This is a genomic window from Streptomyces sp. QH1-20, assembly GCF_041283565.1.
Taxonomy (GTDB): Bacteria; Actinomycetota; Actinomycetes; order Streptomycetales; family Streptomycetaceae; genus Streptomyces; species Streptomyces syringius.
Map to the genome: position 1 here is coordinate 1252784 of NZ_CP166299.1, position 18574 is coordinate 1271357.

The 18574-nt window shown below is 72.0% G+C and carries 16 protein-coding genes; 9 read left to right on the forward strand and 7 right to left on the reverse strand.

What is annotated here, in order from left to right; all coding sequences use genetic code 11:
• Positions 1 to 21 precede the first annotated feature (21 nt).
• Positions 22 to 924, reverse strand: coding sequence for an RNA polymerase sigma factor SigJ (gene sigJ / locus AB8O64_RS05640; protein ID WP_370418154.1), 903 nt, complete (start codon positions 922 to 924; stop codon positions 22 to 24).
• Between the two features lie 150 nt (positions 925 to 1074).
• Here sigJ and AB8O64_RS05645 point away from each other — a divergent pair, with 150 nt between their 5' ends.
• Entirely contained in the window at positions 1075 to 1905 is an 831-nt protein-coding gene (locus AB8O64_RS05645) for an alpha/beta fold hydrolase (protein WP_370418155.1), read from the forward strand.
• A gap of 21 nt (positions 1906 to 1926) precedes the next feature.
• Here AB8O64_RS05645 and AB8O64_RS05650 read toward each other — a convergent pair whose 3' ends face one another.
• Positions 1927 to 2361 (reverse strand): VOC family protein, encoded by a 435-nt coding sequence (locus AB8O64_RS05650; protein WP_370418156.1) that lies wholly within the window; start codon positions 2359 to 2361, stop codon positions 1927 to 1929.
• A 190-nt stretch (positions 2362 to 2551) separates the two neighbouring features.
• Between AB8O64_RS05650 and AB8O64_RS05655 the strand changes: the two genes are divergently transcribed.
• From AB8O64_RS05655 to AB8O64_RS05665, 3 genes are all read left to right on the forward strand, one after another.
• The gene (locus AB8O64_RS05655; protein WP_370418157.1) at positions 2552 to 4123 is read left to right on the forward strand and encodes an alkaline phosphatase; all 1572 of its coding nucleotides are present in this window, start codon (positions 2552 to 2554) and stop codon (positions 4121 to 4123) included.
• A gap of 75 nt (positions 4124 to 4198) precedes the next feature.
• Positions 4199 to 5590 (forward strand): NAD(P)/FAD-dependent oxidoreductase, encoded by a 1392-nt coding sequence (locus tag AB8O64_RS05660; RefSeq protein ID WP_370418158.1) that lies wholly within the window; start codon positions 4199 to 4201, stop codon positions 5588 to 5590.
• Between the two features lie 115 nt (positions 5591 to 5705).
• Positions 5706 to 7082, forward strand: a complete 1377-nt coding sequence (locus tag AB8O64_RS05665) for a GNAT family N-acetyltransferase (RefSeq protein ID WP_370418159.1) — start codon at positions 5706 to 5708, stop codon at positions 7080 to 7082.
• Positions 7083 to 7122: 40 nt separating this feature from the next.
• Here AB8O64_RS05665 and AB8O64_RS05670 read toward each other — a convergent pair whose 3' ends face one another.
• From AB8O64_RS05670 to AB8O64_RS05680, 3 genes are read right to left on the reverse strand one after another with little or no spacing between them, the layout of a single operon-like run.
• On the reverse strand, positions 7123 to 7494 hold the full coding sequence (locus AB8O64_RS05670) for a toxin Doc (RefSeq protein ID WP_130876587.1): 372 nt from the start codon (positions 7492 to 7494) through the stop codon (positions 7123 to 7125).
• Positions 7494 to 7727, reverse strand: coding sequence for a hypothetical protein (locus tag AB8O64_RS05675; RefSeq protein WP_130876588.1), 234 nt, complete (start codon positions 7725 to 7727; stop codon positions 7494 to 7496). Before AB8O64_RS05675 ends, AB8O64_RS05670 begins: the two co-directional genes overlap by 1 nt.
• Before the next feature lie 53 nt (positions 7728 to 7780).
• The gene (locus AB8O64_RS05680) at positions 7781 to 8302 is read right to left on the reverse strand and encodes a rhodanese-like domain-containing protein (protein ID WP_370423800.1); all 522 of its coding nucleotides are present in this window, start codon (positions 8300 to 8302) and stop codon (positions 7781 to 7783) included.
• 618 nt (positions 8303 to 8920) lie between these two features.
• Between AB8O64_RS05680 and AB8O64_RS05685 the strand changes: the two genes are divergently transcribed.
• The 4 genes from AB8O64_RS05685 to AB8O64_RS05700 all read left to right on the forward strand — a co-directional run bounded on the left by AB8O64_RS05685 (position 8921) and on the right by AB8O64_RS05700 (position 13278).
• Positions 8921 to 9394, forward strand: a complete 474-nt coding sequence (locus AB8O64_RS05685) for a hypothetical protein (RefSeq protein ID WP_370418160.1) — start codon at positions 8921 to 8923, stop codon at positions 9392 to 9394.
• 53 nt (positions 9395 to 9447) lie between these two features.
• Complete coding sequence (locus AB8O64_RS05690) at positions 9448 to 11346, forward strand: YncE family protein (RefSeq protein ID WP_370418161.1); 1899 nt, start codon at positions 9448 to 9450, stop codon at positions 11344 to 11346.
• Positions 11347 to 11430: 84 nt separating this feature from the next.
• Complete coding sequence (locus AB8O64_RS05695) at positions 11431 to 12606, forward strand: glycosyltransferase (protein WP_370418162.1); 1176 nt, start codon at positions 11431 to 11433, stop codon at positions 12604 to 12606.
• Positions 12607 to 12831: 225 nt separating this feature from the next.
• Positions 12832 to 13278, forward strand: coding sequence for an Lrp/AsnC family transcriptional regulator (locus tag AB8O64_RS05700; RefSeq protein ID WP_370418163.1), 447 nt, complete (start codon positions 12832 to 12834; stop codon positions 13276 to 13278).
• Here the strand turns inward: AB8O64_RS05700 and AB8O64_RS05705 are convergent.
• Positions 13268 to 16354 (reverse strand): AAA family ATPase, encoded by a 3087-nt coding sequence (locus tag AB8O64_RS05705; protein WP_370418164.1) that lies wholly within the window; start codon positions 16352 to 16354, stop codon positions 13268 to 13270. The genes AB8O64_RS05700 and AB8O64_RS05705 overlap by 11 nt on opposite strands.
• Positions 16351 to 17523: an exonuclease SbcCD subunit D gene (locus AB8O64_RS05710; RefSeq protein WP_370418165.1), complete on the reverse strand. Its 1173-nt coding sequence runs from the start codon at positions 17521 to 17523 to the stop codon at positions 16351 to 16353. The genes AB8O64_RS05705 and AB8O64_RS05710 overlap by 4 nt, the downstream gene beginning before the upstream one ends.
• A 208-nt stretch (positions 17524 to 17731) precedes the next feature.
• Between AB8O64_RS05710 and AB8O64_RS05715 the strand changes: the two genes are divergently transcribed.
• Positions 17732 to 18574, forward strand: a complete 843-nt coding sequence (locus AB8O64_RS05715) for an SGNH/GDSL hydrolase family protein (protein ID WP_370418166.1) — start codon at positions 17732 to 17734, stop codon at positions 18572 to 18574.

Below are 18574 nucleotides of genomic sequence, written 5' to 3' on the forward strand. Positions count from 1 at the left end.
CCGGGCGGGGCGGCCCGTCGGCTAGGACGTCAGGCCCGCGAGCTTGTCGGGGTTGCGCATCAGATAGATCGCGGTGATGCGCCCGTCCGCGACGTCGAGGCTGAAGACAGTGTCCGGCCGTCCTCGCGACAGCACGCACAGCCCCGGGCGGCCGTTGATCTCCATGAAGCGGAACTCCGGCTCCGGCAGCCCCCCTTGGCCTACGGCGATGAGGAACCGTCCGACCTTGTCGGCGGTGTCGATGACCCGCAGCGGGGCCTTGGCCAGGCCACCGCTGTCGCTGACGAGCCGTACGTCGGGCGCGAGCAGGGCGAGCAGATTCTCGATGCTGCCGCCGGTGGCGGCCGCGAGGAACCGCTCGGTGAGGTCGCGTTGGCTCGCGGGGTCCACGGCGAAGCGCGGCTTGCCCTCCTCGACGTGCCGCCGGGCCCGCCCGGCGAGCTGGCGCACGGCCGCCTCCGAGCGGTCGAGGGTGACGGCGATCTCCTGGTACGGAAAGCCGAACGCCTCGCGCAGCACGAAGACCGCGCGCTCCAGCGGGGAGAGCGACTCCAGGACGACGAGGACGGCGAAGGAGACGGAGTCGGCGAGCACGGCCCGCTCGGCGGTGTCGGGAACGGTGTGGCCGAAGTCGGTGGCGATCGGCTCGGGGAGCCACGACCCGACGTAGGCCTCGCGCCGGGACTGCGCCTGGCGCAGCCGGTCGATGGCCAGCCGGGTGGTGACGCGCACCAGATACCCGCGCGCGTCGCGGACCTCGCCCCGGTCCGCGCCGGACCAGCGCAGCCAGGCCTCCTGGACGACGTCCTCCGCGTCCGCCACCCGGCCCAGCATGCGGTAGGCCACGCCGGTCAGCGTGGACCGGTGCTCCTCGAAGACGTCGAGCGCCGCGTCAGTCGTATTCAGGTCTCCCACGCCTCCCATCCCACCCGACGCGGCGCCGGGTTGTCCACGTGAACCCGCTCTCACCCCGGGCGGCGGAGGCGTCTCGCGTCCGAGGTCTACCCAGCGGTAACCGCTGCTGACATCCTGTCTCACACACGCCGAGCGCGGATGACGACAGGAGCTGCTCCCATGGTCGACACGATCTCGTTCCCCATAGAGACCCCCACCGGACGGCGGACCGCGGAGGTCGCCTACGAACGGGTGGGCGGCGGGGAGCCGGTGGTCCTGCTGCACGGCATCGGCCATCACCTCCAGGCCTGGGACCCGGTCGTCGGCGCCCTCGCCGCCGAGCGCGACGTCATCGCCGTCGACCTGCCCGGCTTCGGTGTCTCCCCCGCGCTGCCCGACGGCGTCGGCCACGGTCTGCGGGAGGTGACGGCCGTCCTCGGCGCGCTCTTCGACGCACTGGACCTCGACCGGCCGCACGTCGTGGGCAACTCCCTCGGCGGCCTGCTGGCCCTGCAGCTCGGGCACGAGAAGCGCGTACGGACCGTCACCGCCCTCTCCCCGGCCGGGTTCTGGACCGAGGGCGAGCGCCGTTATGCCTTCGGGGTGCTGCGCGCCATGCGGCACGGCGCCCTGAGACTTCCCTCCCACACGGTGGCGCGGCTGGCCCGTACGGCGGCGGGCCGCGCGGCGCTGACGTCCACCATCTACGCCCGGCCCGCCCGTCGTTCACCGGAGGCGGTGATCGCCGAGACCCGCGCCCTGCGCGAGGCGACCGCTTTCGAGGCCACCCTCGCCGCCGGGCGTTCGGTGCTTTTCACCCACGACCTCGCCGAGGTGCCGGTCACCGTCGCCTGGGGCACCGCCGACCGGATCCTCCTGCGCCGTCAGGGCATCCGCGCCAAGAAGGTCATGCCCGGCGCGCGGCTCATCCGGCTGCCCGGCTGCGGGCACGTCCCCATGAACGACGATCCCGCGCTGGTGGCCCGCGTCATCCTCGACGCCACCCGCTGACGCGCGCCGCGGCGCGGGTGATCAGGCCCCGGGGAAGGGGACGTTGGTCCACTGACGCGTCGAGAGCACCAGGCGGTAGCCGTCCGGGTCCTCGACGGTGACGCCCCATGTGTCCCAGTAGGGGTTGTGTGCGGGGACGCGCTTGCCGCCGTGCTCCTCCAGGCGGGCGACCAGCTCGTCCGGGACCGGGCCGTCGAGGTAGACGACGAGCAGGTCCTCGTCCGTGGGCACCGGCGCGGTGGGCGCGCCGGCCTCGTAGGACAGTTCCAGGTGCCAGCCGGCGTCCGGCCAGCCCACCATGAGCAGCCGGTACTCCTCGCCCGGCGGGTCCTCGGCGGCGATGTCGCGCCGCCAGACCACGGACAGTCCCAGTCCCTGGACCCAGAAGCGCTCGGCGGCGTCGAGGTCACGGGAGGGGCGGGCGATGCGTATGTGCGCGCGTGCGTTGGCAGACATGGCGCGAGCCTATGCGGCCCTTGATCATCGCGCGATCGGTCGCTGGTCCTCGGGCCTCCGGCGCAGGACCACCCGGCGCCCGGCCGGCCGGCGCTTCCCCGTCGCCTGATGTCCCATCTGTTCACCGTCCGTTCGGGCACGGGGCATGTGGCACCGATAGCAAGGGTCCAGTGAGACACAGGAGGTTTTCATGACCCGGGATCCGGGAACGGCTGTCGACCGGCGCGCGGTGCTGCGGGGCTCGCTGGCCGGGGCCGCCGCGCTGACGGTGCCCGCACTGGCCGGGGCGGCGCCCGCGCAGGCTCTGTCGGGGCGGCCGAGCGCCGATTGGGGCGTGCAGGTCGGGGATGTGACGGCGTCTTCGGGGCTGGTGTGGGCGCGCTCGGACCACAGGGCCCGGATGGTCGTGGAGACGTCGGCCACCGAATCGTTCCGAAGAGCACGCCGCTGGGTCGGCCCGGTCGTCGGCCCGGATACGGACTTCACCGGCCGGACGCCGCTCGTCGGCCTGCCGCCCGGTGAGCAGATCCACTACCGGGTCACCCTCGCCGACCCCGACGACCCGCGGCGCACCGGCCGTCCGGTGTACGGCACCTTCCGCACCGCCCCGGCGCACCGGAGGGACATCCGCTTCCTGTGGTCGGGAGACCTCGCCGGACAGGGCTGGGGCATCAACCCCGACCGCGGCGGATACCGGATCTTCGCGCACATGCGGCGGCTGGACCCGGACTTCTTCCTGTGCAGCGGCGACACCATCTACGCCGACGGGCCGATCCAGGAACGGGTCGCGCTGCCCGGCGGCGGCACCTGGCGGAACCTCACCACCCCGGAGAAGTCGAAGGTGGCGGAGACACTCGCGGAGTTCCGCGGCGCCTTCCGCTACAACCTGCTCGACGCGCACCTGCGTGACTTCAACGCCCAGGTGCCCTCGATCGTCCAGTGGGACGACCACGAGGTGCGTAACAACTGGTACCCCGGCCAGATCCTCGACGACGCGCGCTACACCGAGAAGAGCGTCGACGTGCTGGCCGCGCGCTCCCTACGGGCCTTCGGTGAGTACTTCCCCCTCTCCACCAAGCGGCCCGACGAGGACGGCCGGGTCTACCGCGTGCTGCGCCACGGTCCGTTGCTCGATGTCTTCGTCCTCGACATGCGCACCTACCGCGATGCCAACTCCCCCGGCCGGCGGCCCGACGACAACGGCGGCATCCTCGGCGCACGGCAGTTGGCGTGGCTCAAGCGGGAGCTGTCACGCTCGCGCGCGGTGTGGAAGGTGATCGCCTCCGACATGCCCCTGGGCCTGGTCGTCCCGGACGGCGCGGTGAATTTCGAGGCCGTCGCGCAGGGCGACCCGGGGGCGCCGCTCGGCCGGGAACTGCAGATCGCCGAGCTGCTGCGGCACATCAAGCACCGCCGGATCACCGGCACCCTGTGGCTGACCGCCGATGTGCACTACACCTCCGCGCAGCACTACGACCCCACGCGGGCGGCGTTCAAGGACTTCGCGCCGTTCTGGGAGTTCGTCTCGGGCCCGCTGAACGCGGGCGGCTTCCCGGCGGTGGAACTGGACGCCACCTTCGGACCCGAGCAGCCCTTCGTCAAGGCACCCACCACGGCGAACGTGCCGCCCGGGCAGGACAGCCAGTTCTTCGGGGAGGTGGCCATCGACGCGGACAGCGGCGAGCTGACCGTCCGGCTGCGCGCCGAGAACGGGACGGTGCTGTTCACCAAGGTGCTCCAGCCGGGGCGCGTCGGACAGTGACGCCGCCGGGGGCGGATGGGAAGGTGGGAAATCCTGGGCGAACCGAGCGGGACCCGACGGAAGGGGCGCTGCGCCATGGCCGAGCAGGTGGATGTCGTCGTCATCGGAATGGGACCGGGCGGTGAGCAGGTGGCGGGCAGCCTGGCCGAGGCCGGGCTGAGCGTGGTGGGCGTCGAGGCGGAGCTGGTCGGCGGCGAGTGCCCGTACTGGGGCTGCGTGCCCAGCAAGATGATGATCCGCGCCGGGAATCTGCTGGCGGAGGCGCGGCGCGTGCCCGGCATGGCGGGATCCGCAGAGGTCACGGCCGACTGGGGGCCGGTGGCCGCCCGGATCCGCGAGGAGGCGACCGACGACTGGGACGACCGGGTCGCCGCCGACCGTTTCACCGGCAAGGGCGGCCGGCTGGCGCGCGGGCGCGGCAGGCTCACCGGACCCGGCCGGGTGGAGGTGACGGGCGACGACGGTGGGACCGAGGCCTTCCACGCCCGGCGCGGTGTGGTGCTCGCGACGGGCACCCGCCCGCAGATCCCGCCGGTGCCCGGTCTCGCCGACGTGCCGTACTGGACCAGCCGGGACGCGATCGCCGCGAAGGAGCCGCCGCGCACCCTGCTGGTGCTCGGCGGAGGCGCGATCGGTGTGGAGATCGCACAGGTCTACGCCCGCTTCGGCACCCGCGTCACCGTCGTGGAGGCGCTCGACGCCCTGATCCCCGTCGAGGAGCCGGAGGCCGGCGAGCTGCTGGCCGGGGTGCTGCGCGAGGAGGGCCTGACCCTTCGGACCGGGGCGCGGGCGAGCCGCGTGCGGCACAGCGGTGACACCTTCACCCTCACGCTGGAGGACGGCGACGAGCTGACCGCCGAGCGGCTGCTGGTCGCCACGGGCCGTCGGGTGGACCTCACCGAGCTGGGCCTGGAGACCGTGGGCCTCGACCCGAAGGCGCGGGCACTGGCGGTCGACGGGCAGTTGCTGGCGGCACCGGGACTGTGGGGCGTGGGCGATGTGACCGGGCACGGCGCGTTCACCCACGTCGCGATGTACGAGGCGGACATCGCCGTCCGGGCGGTGCTCGGCGAGCCGGGCCCCGACGCCGACTACCGCGCCCTGCCGCGCGTCACCTTCACCGACCCGGAGATCGGCGCGGTGGGCCTGACGGAGAAGCAGGCCCGGGAGAAGGGGCTGCGCGTGCGGACGGGCCTCTCGCGGGTGCCGTCCTCGGCACGCGGCTGGATCCACAAGGCGGGCAACGAGGGACTGGTGAAGCTCGTCGAGGACGCGGACCGCGGGGTGCTGGTCGGCGCGACCTCGGCGGGTCCGGCGGGCGGCGAGGTGCTGTACGGTCTGGCCGTGGCGGTCCGGGCCGAGGTGCCGGTGGCGTCGCTGCGGCACATGATCTACGCGTATCCGACGTTCCACCGGGCCGTGGAGGACGCGCTGAAGGACCTGGGGTCGGGCGGAAGCGGAGCATGACCCCCCGGTAGGCGACGGAATCGGGCGCTTCGTACGGAAGAGTTCGCAAGGGCCCTTAACCCATCGGTCACAGGACGTTCGTGATCACGCAACACCGCTGGGTCAGGGTGGGTGCATGACCGACGAGATCCCCGCGAAGCGCGCTCACCGGCCCCATCACTGGCGGCGGGACCTGGTCGAACTGGCCGCCCTGTTCACCGCGGTGGCCGCCGCCGATTCCGTGGCCAACACCGTCGTGCACGGCCCCGACGGCCCCACCTTGCTGGTCGCCTCCGCCGCCGCCCTGCTGGCGACGGCCGGGTTCCACACCTGGTGGGCCCGGCGGCACCCCGCCGCTCCCCCGTCGACGGGGGACGGGCCCCGGGGCGCCGGAAGTGCCCCGGCCCCCGTCTCCGGATCCCGTCCGCAGGCGGACACGGGGGCGACGACGCTGTGGCGGATGCGCACCACCGTGCGCGACGAGCCGGGCAGCCTGGCCGCGCTGTGCCAGGCACTGGCGCACCACCGCGTCGACATCCTCTCCCTCCAGACCCACCCGCTGGCCGACGGCACCGTGGACGAGCTGCTGCTGCGTGCCCCGGCGGCGCTGCCGCCCGGTGTGCTGACCCAGGCCGTGGCCACCGGGGGCGGCAGCGGCACCTGGCTGGAGCGGGCGGACGCCCACGACCTCGTGGACGCCCCGACCCGGGTGCTGAACCTCGCCACCCGCACCGCGCTCGACGCCTCCGAACTCCCCCTCGTGCTCCGGCAGTTGCTCGGCCGGTGCACGATCCACTCGATCCCGGCGCGCTCACCGCGCAGCGGCACCCCCGCCGAGCCGGTGCCCGCGGAAGGGGTGTGGGAGGAGACGGTGATGCGGTTGCGCGACCCGTCCGGCGGCTCGATCACCATCGAGCGTCCGTATCTGCCGTTCACCCCCACGGAGTTCGCCCGCGCCCGCGCGCTGGTCGAGCTGGACGCGCGACTCGGTCCGCGCGTACCGCCGCGCAGCGACGTGCTGACGCTCCCCGAGGGCAACGCGATCACCGTCCGCCGGGCCGGCCCCGGCGACCTCGTGGCGGCGCGCGAGATGCACGACCGCTGCTCCCCCGCGACGCTCGCCCTGCGCTACCACGGGCCGATCGGTGACGCCGACCGCTATCTGCGCCACCTCCTCAGCCCGCGCTTCGGCCGCACCCTGGCCGCGTACACCGCCTCCGGCCGTCTCGTCGCCCTCGGCCATCTGCTGTGGGACGGCGACGAGACCGAGGTCGCCCTCCTCGTCGAGGACGACTGGCAGCGCCGGGGCGTGGGCGCCGAGCTGCTCGGCCGGCTGGTGGAGCTGGCCGGGGAGGCACGGTGCGAAAGCGTCTACGCCGTGACCCAGGCCTCGAACACGGGGATGGTCGCGGCGATGCGCGCCCTCGATCTGCCGCTGGACTACCAGATCGAGGAGGGCACGCTCGTGATCACCGCACGTCTGGCGCCGGCGACGGCGACGTCCGCACCATGACGGCACCGGCCGGCCGGTCGCCGGAACCGCTCAGGTCCGGTCAGATGCGCCAGGCACGGATGCGCTCGGCGCATTCGTACACCTCGACGCGGAACTCCTTGATGTCCCGGGCGAGATCGACGACGGCCCCGTAGGGCGGGTCGATGCCTTCGCCGGCGGCGGCCATGTAGGCCACGACGACCATGCACGCGTACAGACTGCTGCGCACCGGCAGCGGCTGGAGCCGGACGAGCGTGTGCATCAGGGCGGCGGCACGCCAGGCGGCATCGGGCCGGTAGTCGAACCGCGCCACGTCGAAGGCGTGCCGGGACACGGCCGCGTGGAGCGCCGTGTAGTCGTGCACGGCGGGCTCCTCGTGCAGCTTCTGCTCCTGTACGCCCAGGAGCCAGGGCAGATCGATGAGCAGAGCCATCAGGCCGCCGCGCCCCGCCCCGCGGACGGCGGGGCCTCCTCGGGGAAGGCCGCGTCGAACTCGGCCATGTTCTCGTTCCAGAACTTCGCGGCCCGTTCCACGAAGCGGCGGCGCTGCTGCTCGCGCACGGACAGGTCGTGCACGTACGCCTTGATGCTCTTGCCGTCGGCGGCGGCGGCCTCGCGGATGTCCGCGAGTTCCTGTTCGGTGAATTCCACGTTGAGTGCCGGCATTGCTCCACGGTACCGGTCCGGTACCGGCTGCGGCAGGGGCTTGCGGCCCCGGCTCAGCAGCCGCAGTCGTCCGACCCGACGGGGGCGGTCAGCGGGTCGGCCGGCAGCTGCCGCGGGCCCTCCCAAGTGTCGACGGCGTAGCCCTCGCGGATCCAGTACTCGATACCGCCGAGCATCTCCTTGACGCGATAGCCGAGGCGGGCGAGCGCGAGGGCCGCGCGGGTGGCACCGTCGCACCCCGGGCCCCAGCAGTGGACGACGACGGGGACGGCCGGGTCGAGGAACTCAGCCGCGAGCCGCGGGATCTGGGCCGTCGGGAGGTGCACGGCGCCCGGGATGTGACCTTGGTCCCAGGAGGGGGTGCTGCGCGAGTCGACGACCACGAAGTCCGTGGCCCCGGCCGCCAGCGAGGCGTGTACGTCGGCGACGTCGGTGTGGAAGGCGAGGCGGGCGGCGAAGTAGGCCGCGGCGTCGGCGGGGGCCGCGGGCGGCATGGCGAGGACGGGGCTGAGGGCGGGGGCGGCCGGGGTCCCGGTGGGCTGGGGAAGCGAGGCTGTCGTGGAGGTCATGACCAAAAATCTACGGTCCATGATCGCTGCGGTGAACAGCGCTTCCCCGGCACATCCCTTGTTCATCCGGGGATTTCACCGCCGGATGCCACTCATGGCCGGGCATTCCCCGGGCGCCATGGACCGGCGCCGTGAGCGATCGGGTCCGGTGCCCGAAGCCCCGGTCCGGCCGCACCGACCCGCAGCCGCAGATCCTCCTGCGCCGTCGGCGCCGGCCGACGCCGCCATGTCCCCCACTTCTGGCACTCACGCCTGGCCAATAAACAGCAGACCCACCAGTTTCGACTCACTATCGGCGCCACCGCATTGGCCAGGACTCAATTCCATCTGCAGTTCGACAACGCCCCGAATCGGGCCCTTCGCGTTGGTTTTTTGCAGGTGACGGGCAAAGCCATTCCAAAGCGTCGTTCAATGAGAAAGCAACCAGGGATCGATTCCAGCCGCCATAGCGGGCCAGAAAGTACGTCACGACCGGCTCACAGCCAGATGACGGGCCACAACCACAGGGCCGAGCCGAATGGATCGATCACCGGCGGGGTAGGCACGCACACGAAGTTCCCGGTGCACACGGTGGATGACGCAAGGAGTGATTTTGCGTCCACCAGAGGATTCGGAGGGAAGCTCATGTCTTTCAAGAACATCTTCGGCGGCGGCGGAAGTGAAGCCAAGTCCGCCGAAGAGTCCGCCCGGAAAATCCATTCCCATATTCCTGGCGTTCGCCCCGAGGACGAAGGAGTCGATCCGGAGCTCTACGAGGGCATTGATACAGCTCCGCGCGACCCGAAGATCGTGCGCGAGACGTCGCCCGAGGCGCTCAATATCGCGAACAGCTTCCTCGCCCCGCTGTTCAAGAACACCCAGACGGCAGCCACCAATCAGCAGAAAGCCAGCGAAAACCCCGAAACGACATCCGGTATGGCCTCTTCGACCGTGGACAAGGTGTCCGAAAAGATGGAGGTGAAGATCAAGGACGAGGACAAGCCAAAGATCAGCGACGAAGATCGGGCGAAGCTGAAGAAGGACAATCGCGAACAGGTCAAAAACGTCAAGAGGAATGCAGACGGGTCGGTAAGGGAGTGGCCGTCGACCAAGGAGTGAGGGCCGATCACCGAGACATCGTTCAGTTCTGCGACACAAGGAGGCTGAAGGGCATGGCAGACGCCATCAAGAACAACGTGAGCACAGCTCATCTCGGTGAACGATTCATCCGCCACCCACTGACCGGAAAAAATCTGAAGGAACTCAAGATCGCCGACCGGGCCCCGGCCATCCTGGAGCAGAACAAAGAGAAACTGAAGAGGAAGGCCGAGAAGAAAAAGCCGAACGGGGAGGACCGGTACGTCTACCCCACCGGGTTTTCCTTGAACAAGGGGCGATTCGACTTTCCGTCGGGGGAGCCCTCGGCGCACGAGCGCGGGTGGCGCGCCTATATGACGGTGGGCGTACCGCTTGTCGAAGAGCGGGGCGACATCGTGCAGCCGCCTCCCGACGTGATCTCCAAGCAGACGTACATCAACCGAACCGACCCCAAGCCCACCACCTGGTCGCACACGGTCGAGTTCTCGATTTCGAACACCATCAGCTGGTCGCTCCAGGGGCAGGTGCAGCTGACGTTCGGAGCCAAAGCCACCGCGTCACTCCAGCAGCAGCTGCAGAAGAGCATGGCGATGAACCAATCCGAGAAGATCACCCTGAAGAACAGCAAGGACAATCAGGGCGTCGACGCGGAGTCCCAGTCGCAAATGACCAGCACGACGACAGCCACGAGTACCGCCACGGGCACCGGGGAAGTGTCGGCACAGCTGATGCTGGGGATCACTGCTTCTGTCAGTGGTTCGTTGACCACCGGGTTCAAGACATCGTCCACGCTGAACGGAGAGGTCGGCAGCCGGGTGGACGTCCTGGCCACGCAGCGACGCCAGGTGCGGAGGTTCGACTACGAATTCCCGGTCTCCTTCGGTGGGTGGGTCGCCTTGTACTACCCCGAGCCGGTGGAGGTGAAGGAGATCCGCCCGGAGGGCCCACAGGCCAAGGAGCCGAAGTACGCCAAGGTGATCGCATGGAAAATCGGTGAGACCGGTACGGCTGCGGAGACCTTCGACTTGAACGACGAAGGCAAGCCGTTCAGGCAAAAAGGGGAAGCGGAGGTCGTTTCCACCCTCGCCGGGGTCCACGAGGTATTCGAGCTGGAAAAGCTCAATTTTGATGTGAAACAGCACCCGCTGCACAAGAGTGACGGCCAGGAGAAAGAGATCCCGAAGGAGGCGCCCTTCGAGGTCGCCGCCGGGTTGGGGAGGGCCGAGGGCCTCGCGCTCGACCTGGGGGACCAGAAGGCGTACGTCACCGACTACAACGGCGGCAAGCTGTACAAGGTGGACCTCGCCAGCGGCAAAATCGATTGGGAGTTGAAGGGGCTGGGCTACGTCAACGATGTGGCGCTGGACCTCCCGGGCAACAAGGCCTACGTCGCCGAATACGGCGGCAAGGGCCTGTTCACGGTGAACCTGTCCGACCGTTCCGTCTCCCCGGTCGCGGCCGCCAAGGATTTGCCCGCGTACGGCGTCGCGCTGGATGTGCCGAACAAGAAGGCCTATGTCACCGACGTCAACAAGGGCGAACTGGTCGAGTTCGACCTGAGCAGCGAACCGGCGCAGAAGCAGCGCACCTGGGCCGTGCCGAGGGCCTCGGGAGTCGCGCTGGTCGGGAGCAAGGCGTACGTCGGTCAGTATGACGTCGGCGGGCTGTACGAGGTCGATTTGCAGGCGAAGGAAGGCACCCCGCAGGCCGTTGCCACCAATCTCGGAAACACCATCCGCGTGGCGCTGGATGGCGCGGACAGCGCCTACGCCTCCTACACCGGCGGCAAACTGAATGAGGTCGTGGTGGCCGACGGCGAGACCAAGGGCTTTCAGCGCCCGGTGGCCGAGGGGCTCGGTCAGGCCTGTGGCGTAGGGCTGGACCGTGACAAGGGCCGGGTCTACGTCAGCAACCGGGAGGGCAAGCTGTTGCGGATTTCCGGCGTGCTGCCCGGTGCCTCGGCGAAGTCGTAGCGCGGGGCAGACGTTCGCGGGTGGGCGGGCAATGGTGCGGACGCAAGTGCGCACCGAGGGCGGGCAGCCAGTAGGGTGCGCCGGGTGAACAGCGCTGCTTCTTTCTCCCGCACCTTCCGCCTGATCGTCACGGGAGGAGGTACCGGGGGCCATACCTATCCCGCCCTGACCGCGATCCGCGCGTTGCAGCGCCGGTTGGCGGCTGACGGCAGGGCACTCGACGTCCTGTGGATCGGCACGGCGGACGGCCTGGAGGCCCGGGTGGCACCGGCCGAGGGCATCGCGTTCACGACCGTGGCCACGGGCAAGATACGCCGCTCCAGCAACCCGCTGAAGATGGTGAGTCCGGCGAACGTCCGGGACATGGCTCGGGTACCGCTCGGTGTGGCTCAGGCACGGAAGATCGTCTCCGACTTCCAGCCGGACGTGGTGCTCGCCACGGGCGGCTACGTGGCCGTGCCCGCCGGACTGGCCGCCCGGATGTGCCGCCGTCCGTTGGTGCTCCACGAGCAGACGGTGCGCCTGGGCCTGGCCAACCGGAAGCTGGCGAGTTCGGCGACGAGGATCGCGGTGTCGTCGGAGTCGTCGCTGCCGCTCCTGCCGGAGTCGGTGCGGGATGCCGCGGTCGTCACCGGAAATCCGATCCGCCCCGAGGTGCTGACCGGGCATCCGGACAAGGCGGTGGAGGCGCTGGGGCTGTACGGCTTCGACCGGCGTCTGCCGACCGTGTACGTCACCGGCGGCGCGCAGGGGTCCCAGCAGATCAACGACGTCGTGCGGGATGCGCTGCCGTGGCTGCTGGGGCGGGCGAACGTGATCCACCAGTGCGGGCCGGCCAACGTCGAAGGGCTGCGGCAGCACGTGGCAGCCCTGCCGCCGGAGTTGTGGGGCCGGTACTACCTCGCCGGGTTCGTCGGCCCGGAGCTCCCCGACGTGCTGGCGCTCGCGGACGTCGTGATCTCCCGCAGCGGCGCCGGGACGCTCGCCGAACTGACCGCGCTGGGCAAGCCGGCGGTCTTCGTCCCACTCGCCTCCTCGGCCGGGAACGAACAGGCGCACAACGCACGGCACCTGGAGGACGCCGGGGCGGCCGTCGCCCTGCTCGGCGAGGTGACCGTGGAAACCCTCGGCAACGCGGTGGGCCCGCTCCTCACGGACCCCGTGCGGCGAGCGGCCATGGCGGAGCGCGCCCGGTCACACGGACGGCCGGACGCGGCGGACAGGCTCGTGGACGTGCTCCTGTCCGCCGCGTCGGGCTGACCGACGCGAGGGTTTCAGGAGACGTCACGGCCGGGGCCGCCATCCGACAGCTGCCGTCCCGGTGCGGGCCTTTCCGGGCCCCGCGCGGGCGCGGCCGCGCCCGCGCCCCGGCCTCCTCGGCTCCGTAAGAGCCGAGCCCGGAGGCCCCGGCCCATCGCGTCGCGCCCGGTGTGATCCACGACAAAAACCCTGTTCATCCGGGGATTTCACTGCTAGACATCGCCCATGACCGGCTATTCCCCCGACGCCACGGACTGGCGCATCCTCGACGCCCTGCAGAGCAACGGGCGCGCGGGCTTCGCCGAGTTGGCGCGCACCGTGAACATGTCCTCCAGTGCCGTGACCGAGCGGGTGCGGCGGCTGGAGGAGGCCGGGATCATCGGCGGGTACACCGCTGTCGTGGATCCCGAGAAGCTGGGGCTGCCCGTCCTCGCCTTCGTTCGGCTGCGTTATCCGAACGGGAACTACAAGCCCTTCCACGATCTGCTGGACACGACGCCGGAGATCCTGGAGGCGCACCATGTGACCGGCGACGACTGCTTCGTGATCAAGGTGGCCGCGCGGTCGATGCGGCACCTGGAGGAGGTCGCGGGCCGGATCGGCGCGCTCGGCTCGGTGACCACCAGCATCGTCTACTCCTCGCCGCTGGCCCGCCGGGCGCTCAGCCGCTGAGGGCGGCCGTTCGGTGCCGTACGGCCGAGCCCGAGCGGTCCTTGACGACCTGGAGCTGCGCCGGAACGCGTTGGCGCAGGTCGGCGACGTGGCTGACGATGCCGACCGTGCGGTCCCGCTCGCGCAGTGAGTCGAGGACGTCGAGGACCTCGTCCAGGGTCTGCTCGTCGAGGCTGCCGAAGCCCTCGTCGATGAAGAGCGTGTCGAGCCGCATACCGCCCGCCTCGTCCGTGACGACGTCGGCGAGGCCGAGGGCCAGGGAGAGCGAGGCGAAGAACGTCTCGCCGCCCGAGAGGGTCGCGGTGTCGCGTTCGCTGCCGGTCCAGGAGTCGATGATGTGCAGGCCGAGGCCGGAGCGGCCGCGGCCGCCGGTGCGCTGGTCGGAGTGGACGAGGGTGTAGCGGCCGGCGGACATGCGCTGGAGGCGGGCGGTGGCGGCGGCCGCGACCTGTTCGAGCCGGGCGGCGAGGACGTAGGACTCCAGGCGCATCTTGCGCTCGTTGTCCGCGGAGGTGCCGGCGGCCAGGGACGCGAGGGACGCCACCCGGTGGTGCTCCTCGCGCAGGGGCGCGAGCCGGTGCGCGTCGGCGGTGGCCTGTGCGGAGAGCCGGTCCAGTTCCGTACAGCGGGTGCGGGCGGCGGCGTCCTCGGCGTAGGCACGCTGCAGGGCGCGGCCGGCGGTGTCGGCGGCTTCCTGCGCGGCCCGTGGGTCGGCGGGGGGAAGCGCGGCGGCGGCCGCCGCGGCCGGGTCGGCCAGCTGGGCGGCGACCTCGGTCTCCTCCCGCTGCCACCGGTCGAGGCGGTGGTGCAGCTCCTGCTGCTCGGCGGCGGTCAGGAGCGCGTCGGCCGCGCCCTGGGGGGTGTCGAAGCCCGCGCTGTAGGCGGCGTCGGCGAGACGGGCGTCGGCCTCCTTCAGCCGCGTCGCCGCGTCCTGTGCCGCCCGTACCGTCTCGGCCGCTTCGGCGAGGGAGATGAGCTGCCGCTCCAGCAGCGTCGCGCGCTGCGCGACGGTCGCCGCGCCGCCGCGCGCCTGACTCAACTCCTCCTCCAGCGCGGCCAGTTGCGCGTCGAGTCGCTCCCGGTGGGCCGTGCGGGCGGAGCTGCGCAGCTGCGCGGCCTGGCGTTCCTCGCGGCGCAGCTCGTACTCGCGCTCGGCGCGTTCCAGCGCCTCGCGGGCGGCGTGGGCGCCCGAGCCCGCGTCCCGCGCCTCGGTGAAGGCGCGCAGGACGTCCTCGGCGGCGGCGGTCAGTTCGGCGACGGTGGCCGTGCCCGCCCCGGCGGTGGCCGCTGCGAGGGCCTCGCGCAGGGTGTGCAGCCGCCGGTCGGTCTCCTCGCGTGCGGCGTCGGCCCGCCGGGAGGTCTCCAGCGCGCGTTCCTCGTCGGTGCGGTCCACGTGGTCGGCCGCGGTCCGCGCCGGGTCGGGGTGCTCGGTGGAGCCGCACACCTTGCACGCCTCGCCCGGGACGAGTGCGGCGGCCAGCTCGGCGGCGAAGCCCAGCAGCCGGCGTTCCTTGAGGTCCAGCCAGTGCTCGCGGGCCGCGTTGGCCCGCTCGCGGGCGCCGCGCAGCCGTTCCTCGGCTTCCTCGACCTGGCCGGCCAGGCGGTCGCGTTCGACGGCGGCGCCGAGCCGCTGCCGGGCGGGGGCCAGCTCGCCCTCCAGGCGGGCGGCCCGGGTGGCCGCCTCCCGGGCGGTCTCGACGCGCTGCTCGTGGGCCGCGCGCCGGGTCTCCCAACCGGCGAGCCAGTCGGCCGTGTCGGTGAGGGTGTCCTCGTCCAGGCGGGCGTCGCGTTCGAGGTTCGCGCGCTCGGCGGCGATGTCGGCGGCCCGCTGTTCGGCGCGGCGGGCGCCCGCGAGGGAGCCGAGTTCCTCGTGGAGCCGCCGCTCCAGCGCCGCCAGCGTCTCGGCCCCGCTGTCGGCGTGCTCGGCCGGCAGGGCCCGCCGCGCCCGCGTTTCGGCGGCGAGGGCGTCGCGGTGGGCGCGCTCGGCCCGGTCGCGGAGTTCCAGGACGGGGGCGACGGACTCGGCGGCGCGGGCCCGGTCCAGCCGCTCGCGCACCCGCCGCGTTTCCTCGCGGCGCTCCTCGAGGGCGAGGGCCCGCTGCCGGGCGTCGGCGTGGCGGCGCTGGAGGCGGTCCCGTTCGCGTACCGCGTCGGCTTCCTCCCGTGCGGCGCGGTGGGCCTCGTCGGCGGCCCTGGCAGCGGCCGCGGCGATGTCGCGGCGCTCGCGGGCGTTGCTCCGGGCGAGGGCCGCCCATTCCAGGACGGCCTCGGCCAGTCCGGGGGCGCCGGGGGCCAGGGGCGGCTCGGCGGCGCGCTGCGCCGGTACGGAGGCGGGGCGGGAGGGTCGCGTGCCGGGCGGGGCCACGGTCGCGGGCGCGGGCGTGCCGACCTCGGGCAGCGACGGGTCGGCCGCGGCCTGCCGCATCCGGTGGCCGAGGGCGAGCAGCCGCTCGTCACCGGTGGTGACCTGCTTCTCCGCGGTCCTGCGCAGCTCGGCGAGGTGCGCTTCGACGGCGGCGAAGCGGCCGGTGTCGAAGAGCTTGCCCAGCAGCTTGCCGCGGGCGGCGTCCTCGGCGCGCAGGAAGCGGGCGAAGTCGCCCTGCGGCAGGAGGACGACCTGGCAGAACTGTTCCTGGCTCATGCCGAGCAGCTGCTTGATCTCCTCGCCGATCTCCTGGTGGGAGCGGCTGAGGCCCTGCCAGTGGCCGTCCTTGTGTTCGAGGAGCGCGCTGTAGGCCTTCTCGCGGGTGACACCGGTGCCGCGCTTCTTGGGGCGCGGCTGCTCGGGCCGGCGGGTGATCTCCAGGCGCCGTCCGCCGACGGTGAGGTCGAGCGTCACCTCGGTGGGGGTGCCCGGCTCGGCGTGATCGCTGCGTAGGGTCAGTCCGCTGCCCTGGCGGGCGCCGGGGACTGTGCCGTAGAGGGCGTAGCAGACCGCGTCGAGGATGGACGTCTTGCCCGCGCCGGTGGGCCCGTGCAGCAGGAACAGTCCGGCGGCGGACAGTTCGTCGAAGTCGACGTGCTGGGTGGCGCCGAAGGGGCCGAAGGCGGTGACGGTGAGCCGGTGCAGCCTCATCGGGTCTCCTCGCGGACGGTCTCGGTCCCGGCCAGCCGTACGGCGTCGAGGGCGGTGGTGAGCACGGCGGCCTCGGCCGCGTCGGCGCCCCGGCCGCCGCGCACGTGCGCCACGAAGTCCTCGGCGATCTGCCGGTCGGTCCGGCCCCGCAGCCGCTGGGCGTAGGAGGCGAGCGGGTCCTCGGGGGCCCGGTCGGGTTCGAAGGCGAGGCTCACCACGTGCGGGAAGCGCCGGGCGAGCCGGGCCATGGGCTCCTGGGGGCGGTGCGGGTCGGTGAGCGTGGCCTCGACCCATGCCTGCTCGTGCCGCTCCAGTCGCGGGTCGTCGAGGAGGTCGTCGAGACGGCCGCGGATCCGGGCGAGCGGGCGCGGCACGGGGCAGTCGAGCCGCTCGGCGGTGACCGCCCCTTCGGCGTCGAGGTCGATCAGCCACATGGTCTTGCGGTGGTCGGTCTCGGAGAAGGAGTACGCGAGGGGGGAGCCGGAGTAGCGGACGCGCTCGGTGATCGTCTGGGCGCCGTGGAGATGGCCGAGCGCGGTGTAGTCGACGCCGTCGAAGACGGCCGCGGGGACGGCGGCGACGCCGCCCACGGTGATGTCGCGCTCGCTGTCGCTCTCGGCGCCACCGGCGACGAAGGCGTGGGCGAGGACGACGGACCGGGTGCCGGCGGGCCGGGTGGCGAGGTCGGCCCGCACCCGGTCCATCGCGGCCTCCAGCACGGCGGCGTGGCTGCCGCGGCGGGCGCCCAGCTCCTCGCGCACGAGGGCGGGTTCGAGGTAGGGCAGGCCGTAGAAGGCGACGTCGCCGTGCGCGTCGGCGAGGAGGACGGGGGTGCCGCAGGCGGCCGGTGCGGTGCGCAGATGTATGCCGGCCCGCTCGATGAGGCCCGCGCCGACGCCGAGACGGCGGGGCGAGTCGTGGTTCCCGGAGATCATCACGGTGGGTACGCCGAGGTCGGCGAGCCGGTGCAGGGCGTCGTCGAACAGCTCGACGGCGGTGAGCGGCGGCACGGCCCGGTCGTACACGTCACCGGCGACGAGGACCACGTCGACCCGCTGCTCGCGCACGGTGTCGACGAGGTGGTCGATGAACGCGCGCTGGGCCGCCAGCAGGCCCACGCGGTGGAAGGACCGGCCGAGGTGCCAGTCCGATGTGTGCAGCATTCTCAACGCGGGGCTCCGGCCTGCATGCTTTCCGCTCCTCCGCGCTCCGATCCGACACCGACCCAGCACGGTACTCGATGTGGCGGGCGGGGCGGGCGGGAACGGTGGCCGAGGCGTGCGGGGGCCGGTGACAAGGTTCCCTCAAGGTTTCCCCCAGGCCCGCCGCCGACGGTGGTTCCACCGGTGCACAGGCACCGCAACGGGAGGAGAAACCATGCGTCTTCGACATGCCCTGCTGAGCGCGGCGCTCGGCACGGCGCTGAGCACGACCGCCGTGGTCACCTCGGCGCAGCCGGGATCGGCGGCGGCTCCCCCGCGCTATGTGGCGCTCGGCGACTCGGTCGCCGCGGGGATAGGCGCGGGATCCTTGGACAAGCGGCAGGGCGACTGCTGGATCGACAAGGAGAAGGGAATCAGAGTCCCCAACGCCGCCGGGGCCTACCCCCGCCGCGTCGCCGCCTCTCTCGGCGCGAAGCTGGACTTCAAGGCGTTCTGCGGAGCGAACACCCGTCAGGTGATCGCGGAGCAGCTCGGCACGCTCAACAAGCGGACCAAGCTGGTGACGGTCCAGGTCGGCGCCAACAATTACGGGTTCACCGGAGTGGTCATGAGGTGCATTGTGGCCAGTGGCGGCAGCGTCTGCCACGACGACATCGCCAAGGTCCAACAGGATTTCCTCACCAAGCTGGATCGTGACCTAGGAAAGGTCTACCGCCTGATCCGGGAGAAGGCGGAGAACGCCCGAGTCCTGGTGATCGGCTACCCCAAGGTCGTCCGGCAGACCGGGACACCCTGCTACGGGGACGGACTCATGGCCCGGGCCTCCCGTCAGCGCCTCAACGGGGCGGCCCATACGCTCAACGACGTCACCCGGATCGCCGCCGGGAAGCACGGCTTCGAGTTCGTCGAGGCCGAGCAGGCGTTCAAGGGGCACGCGATCTGCGACAAGCCCGAGTGGATCAACGGACTCAGTCTGCCCACGGTGGAGTCCTTCCACCCCAACGCCCTCGGTCACCGGGCCTACGGCTGGTTGATCTGGCAGAAGGTACGGCCGTAA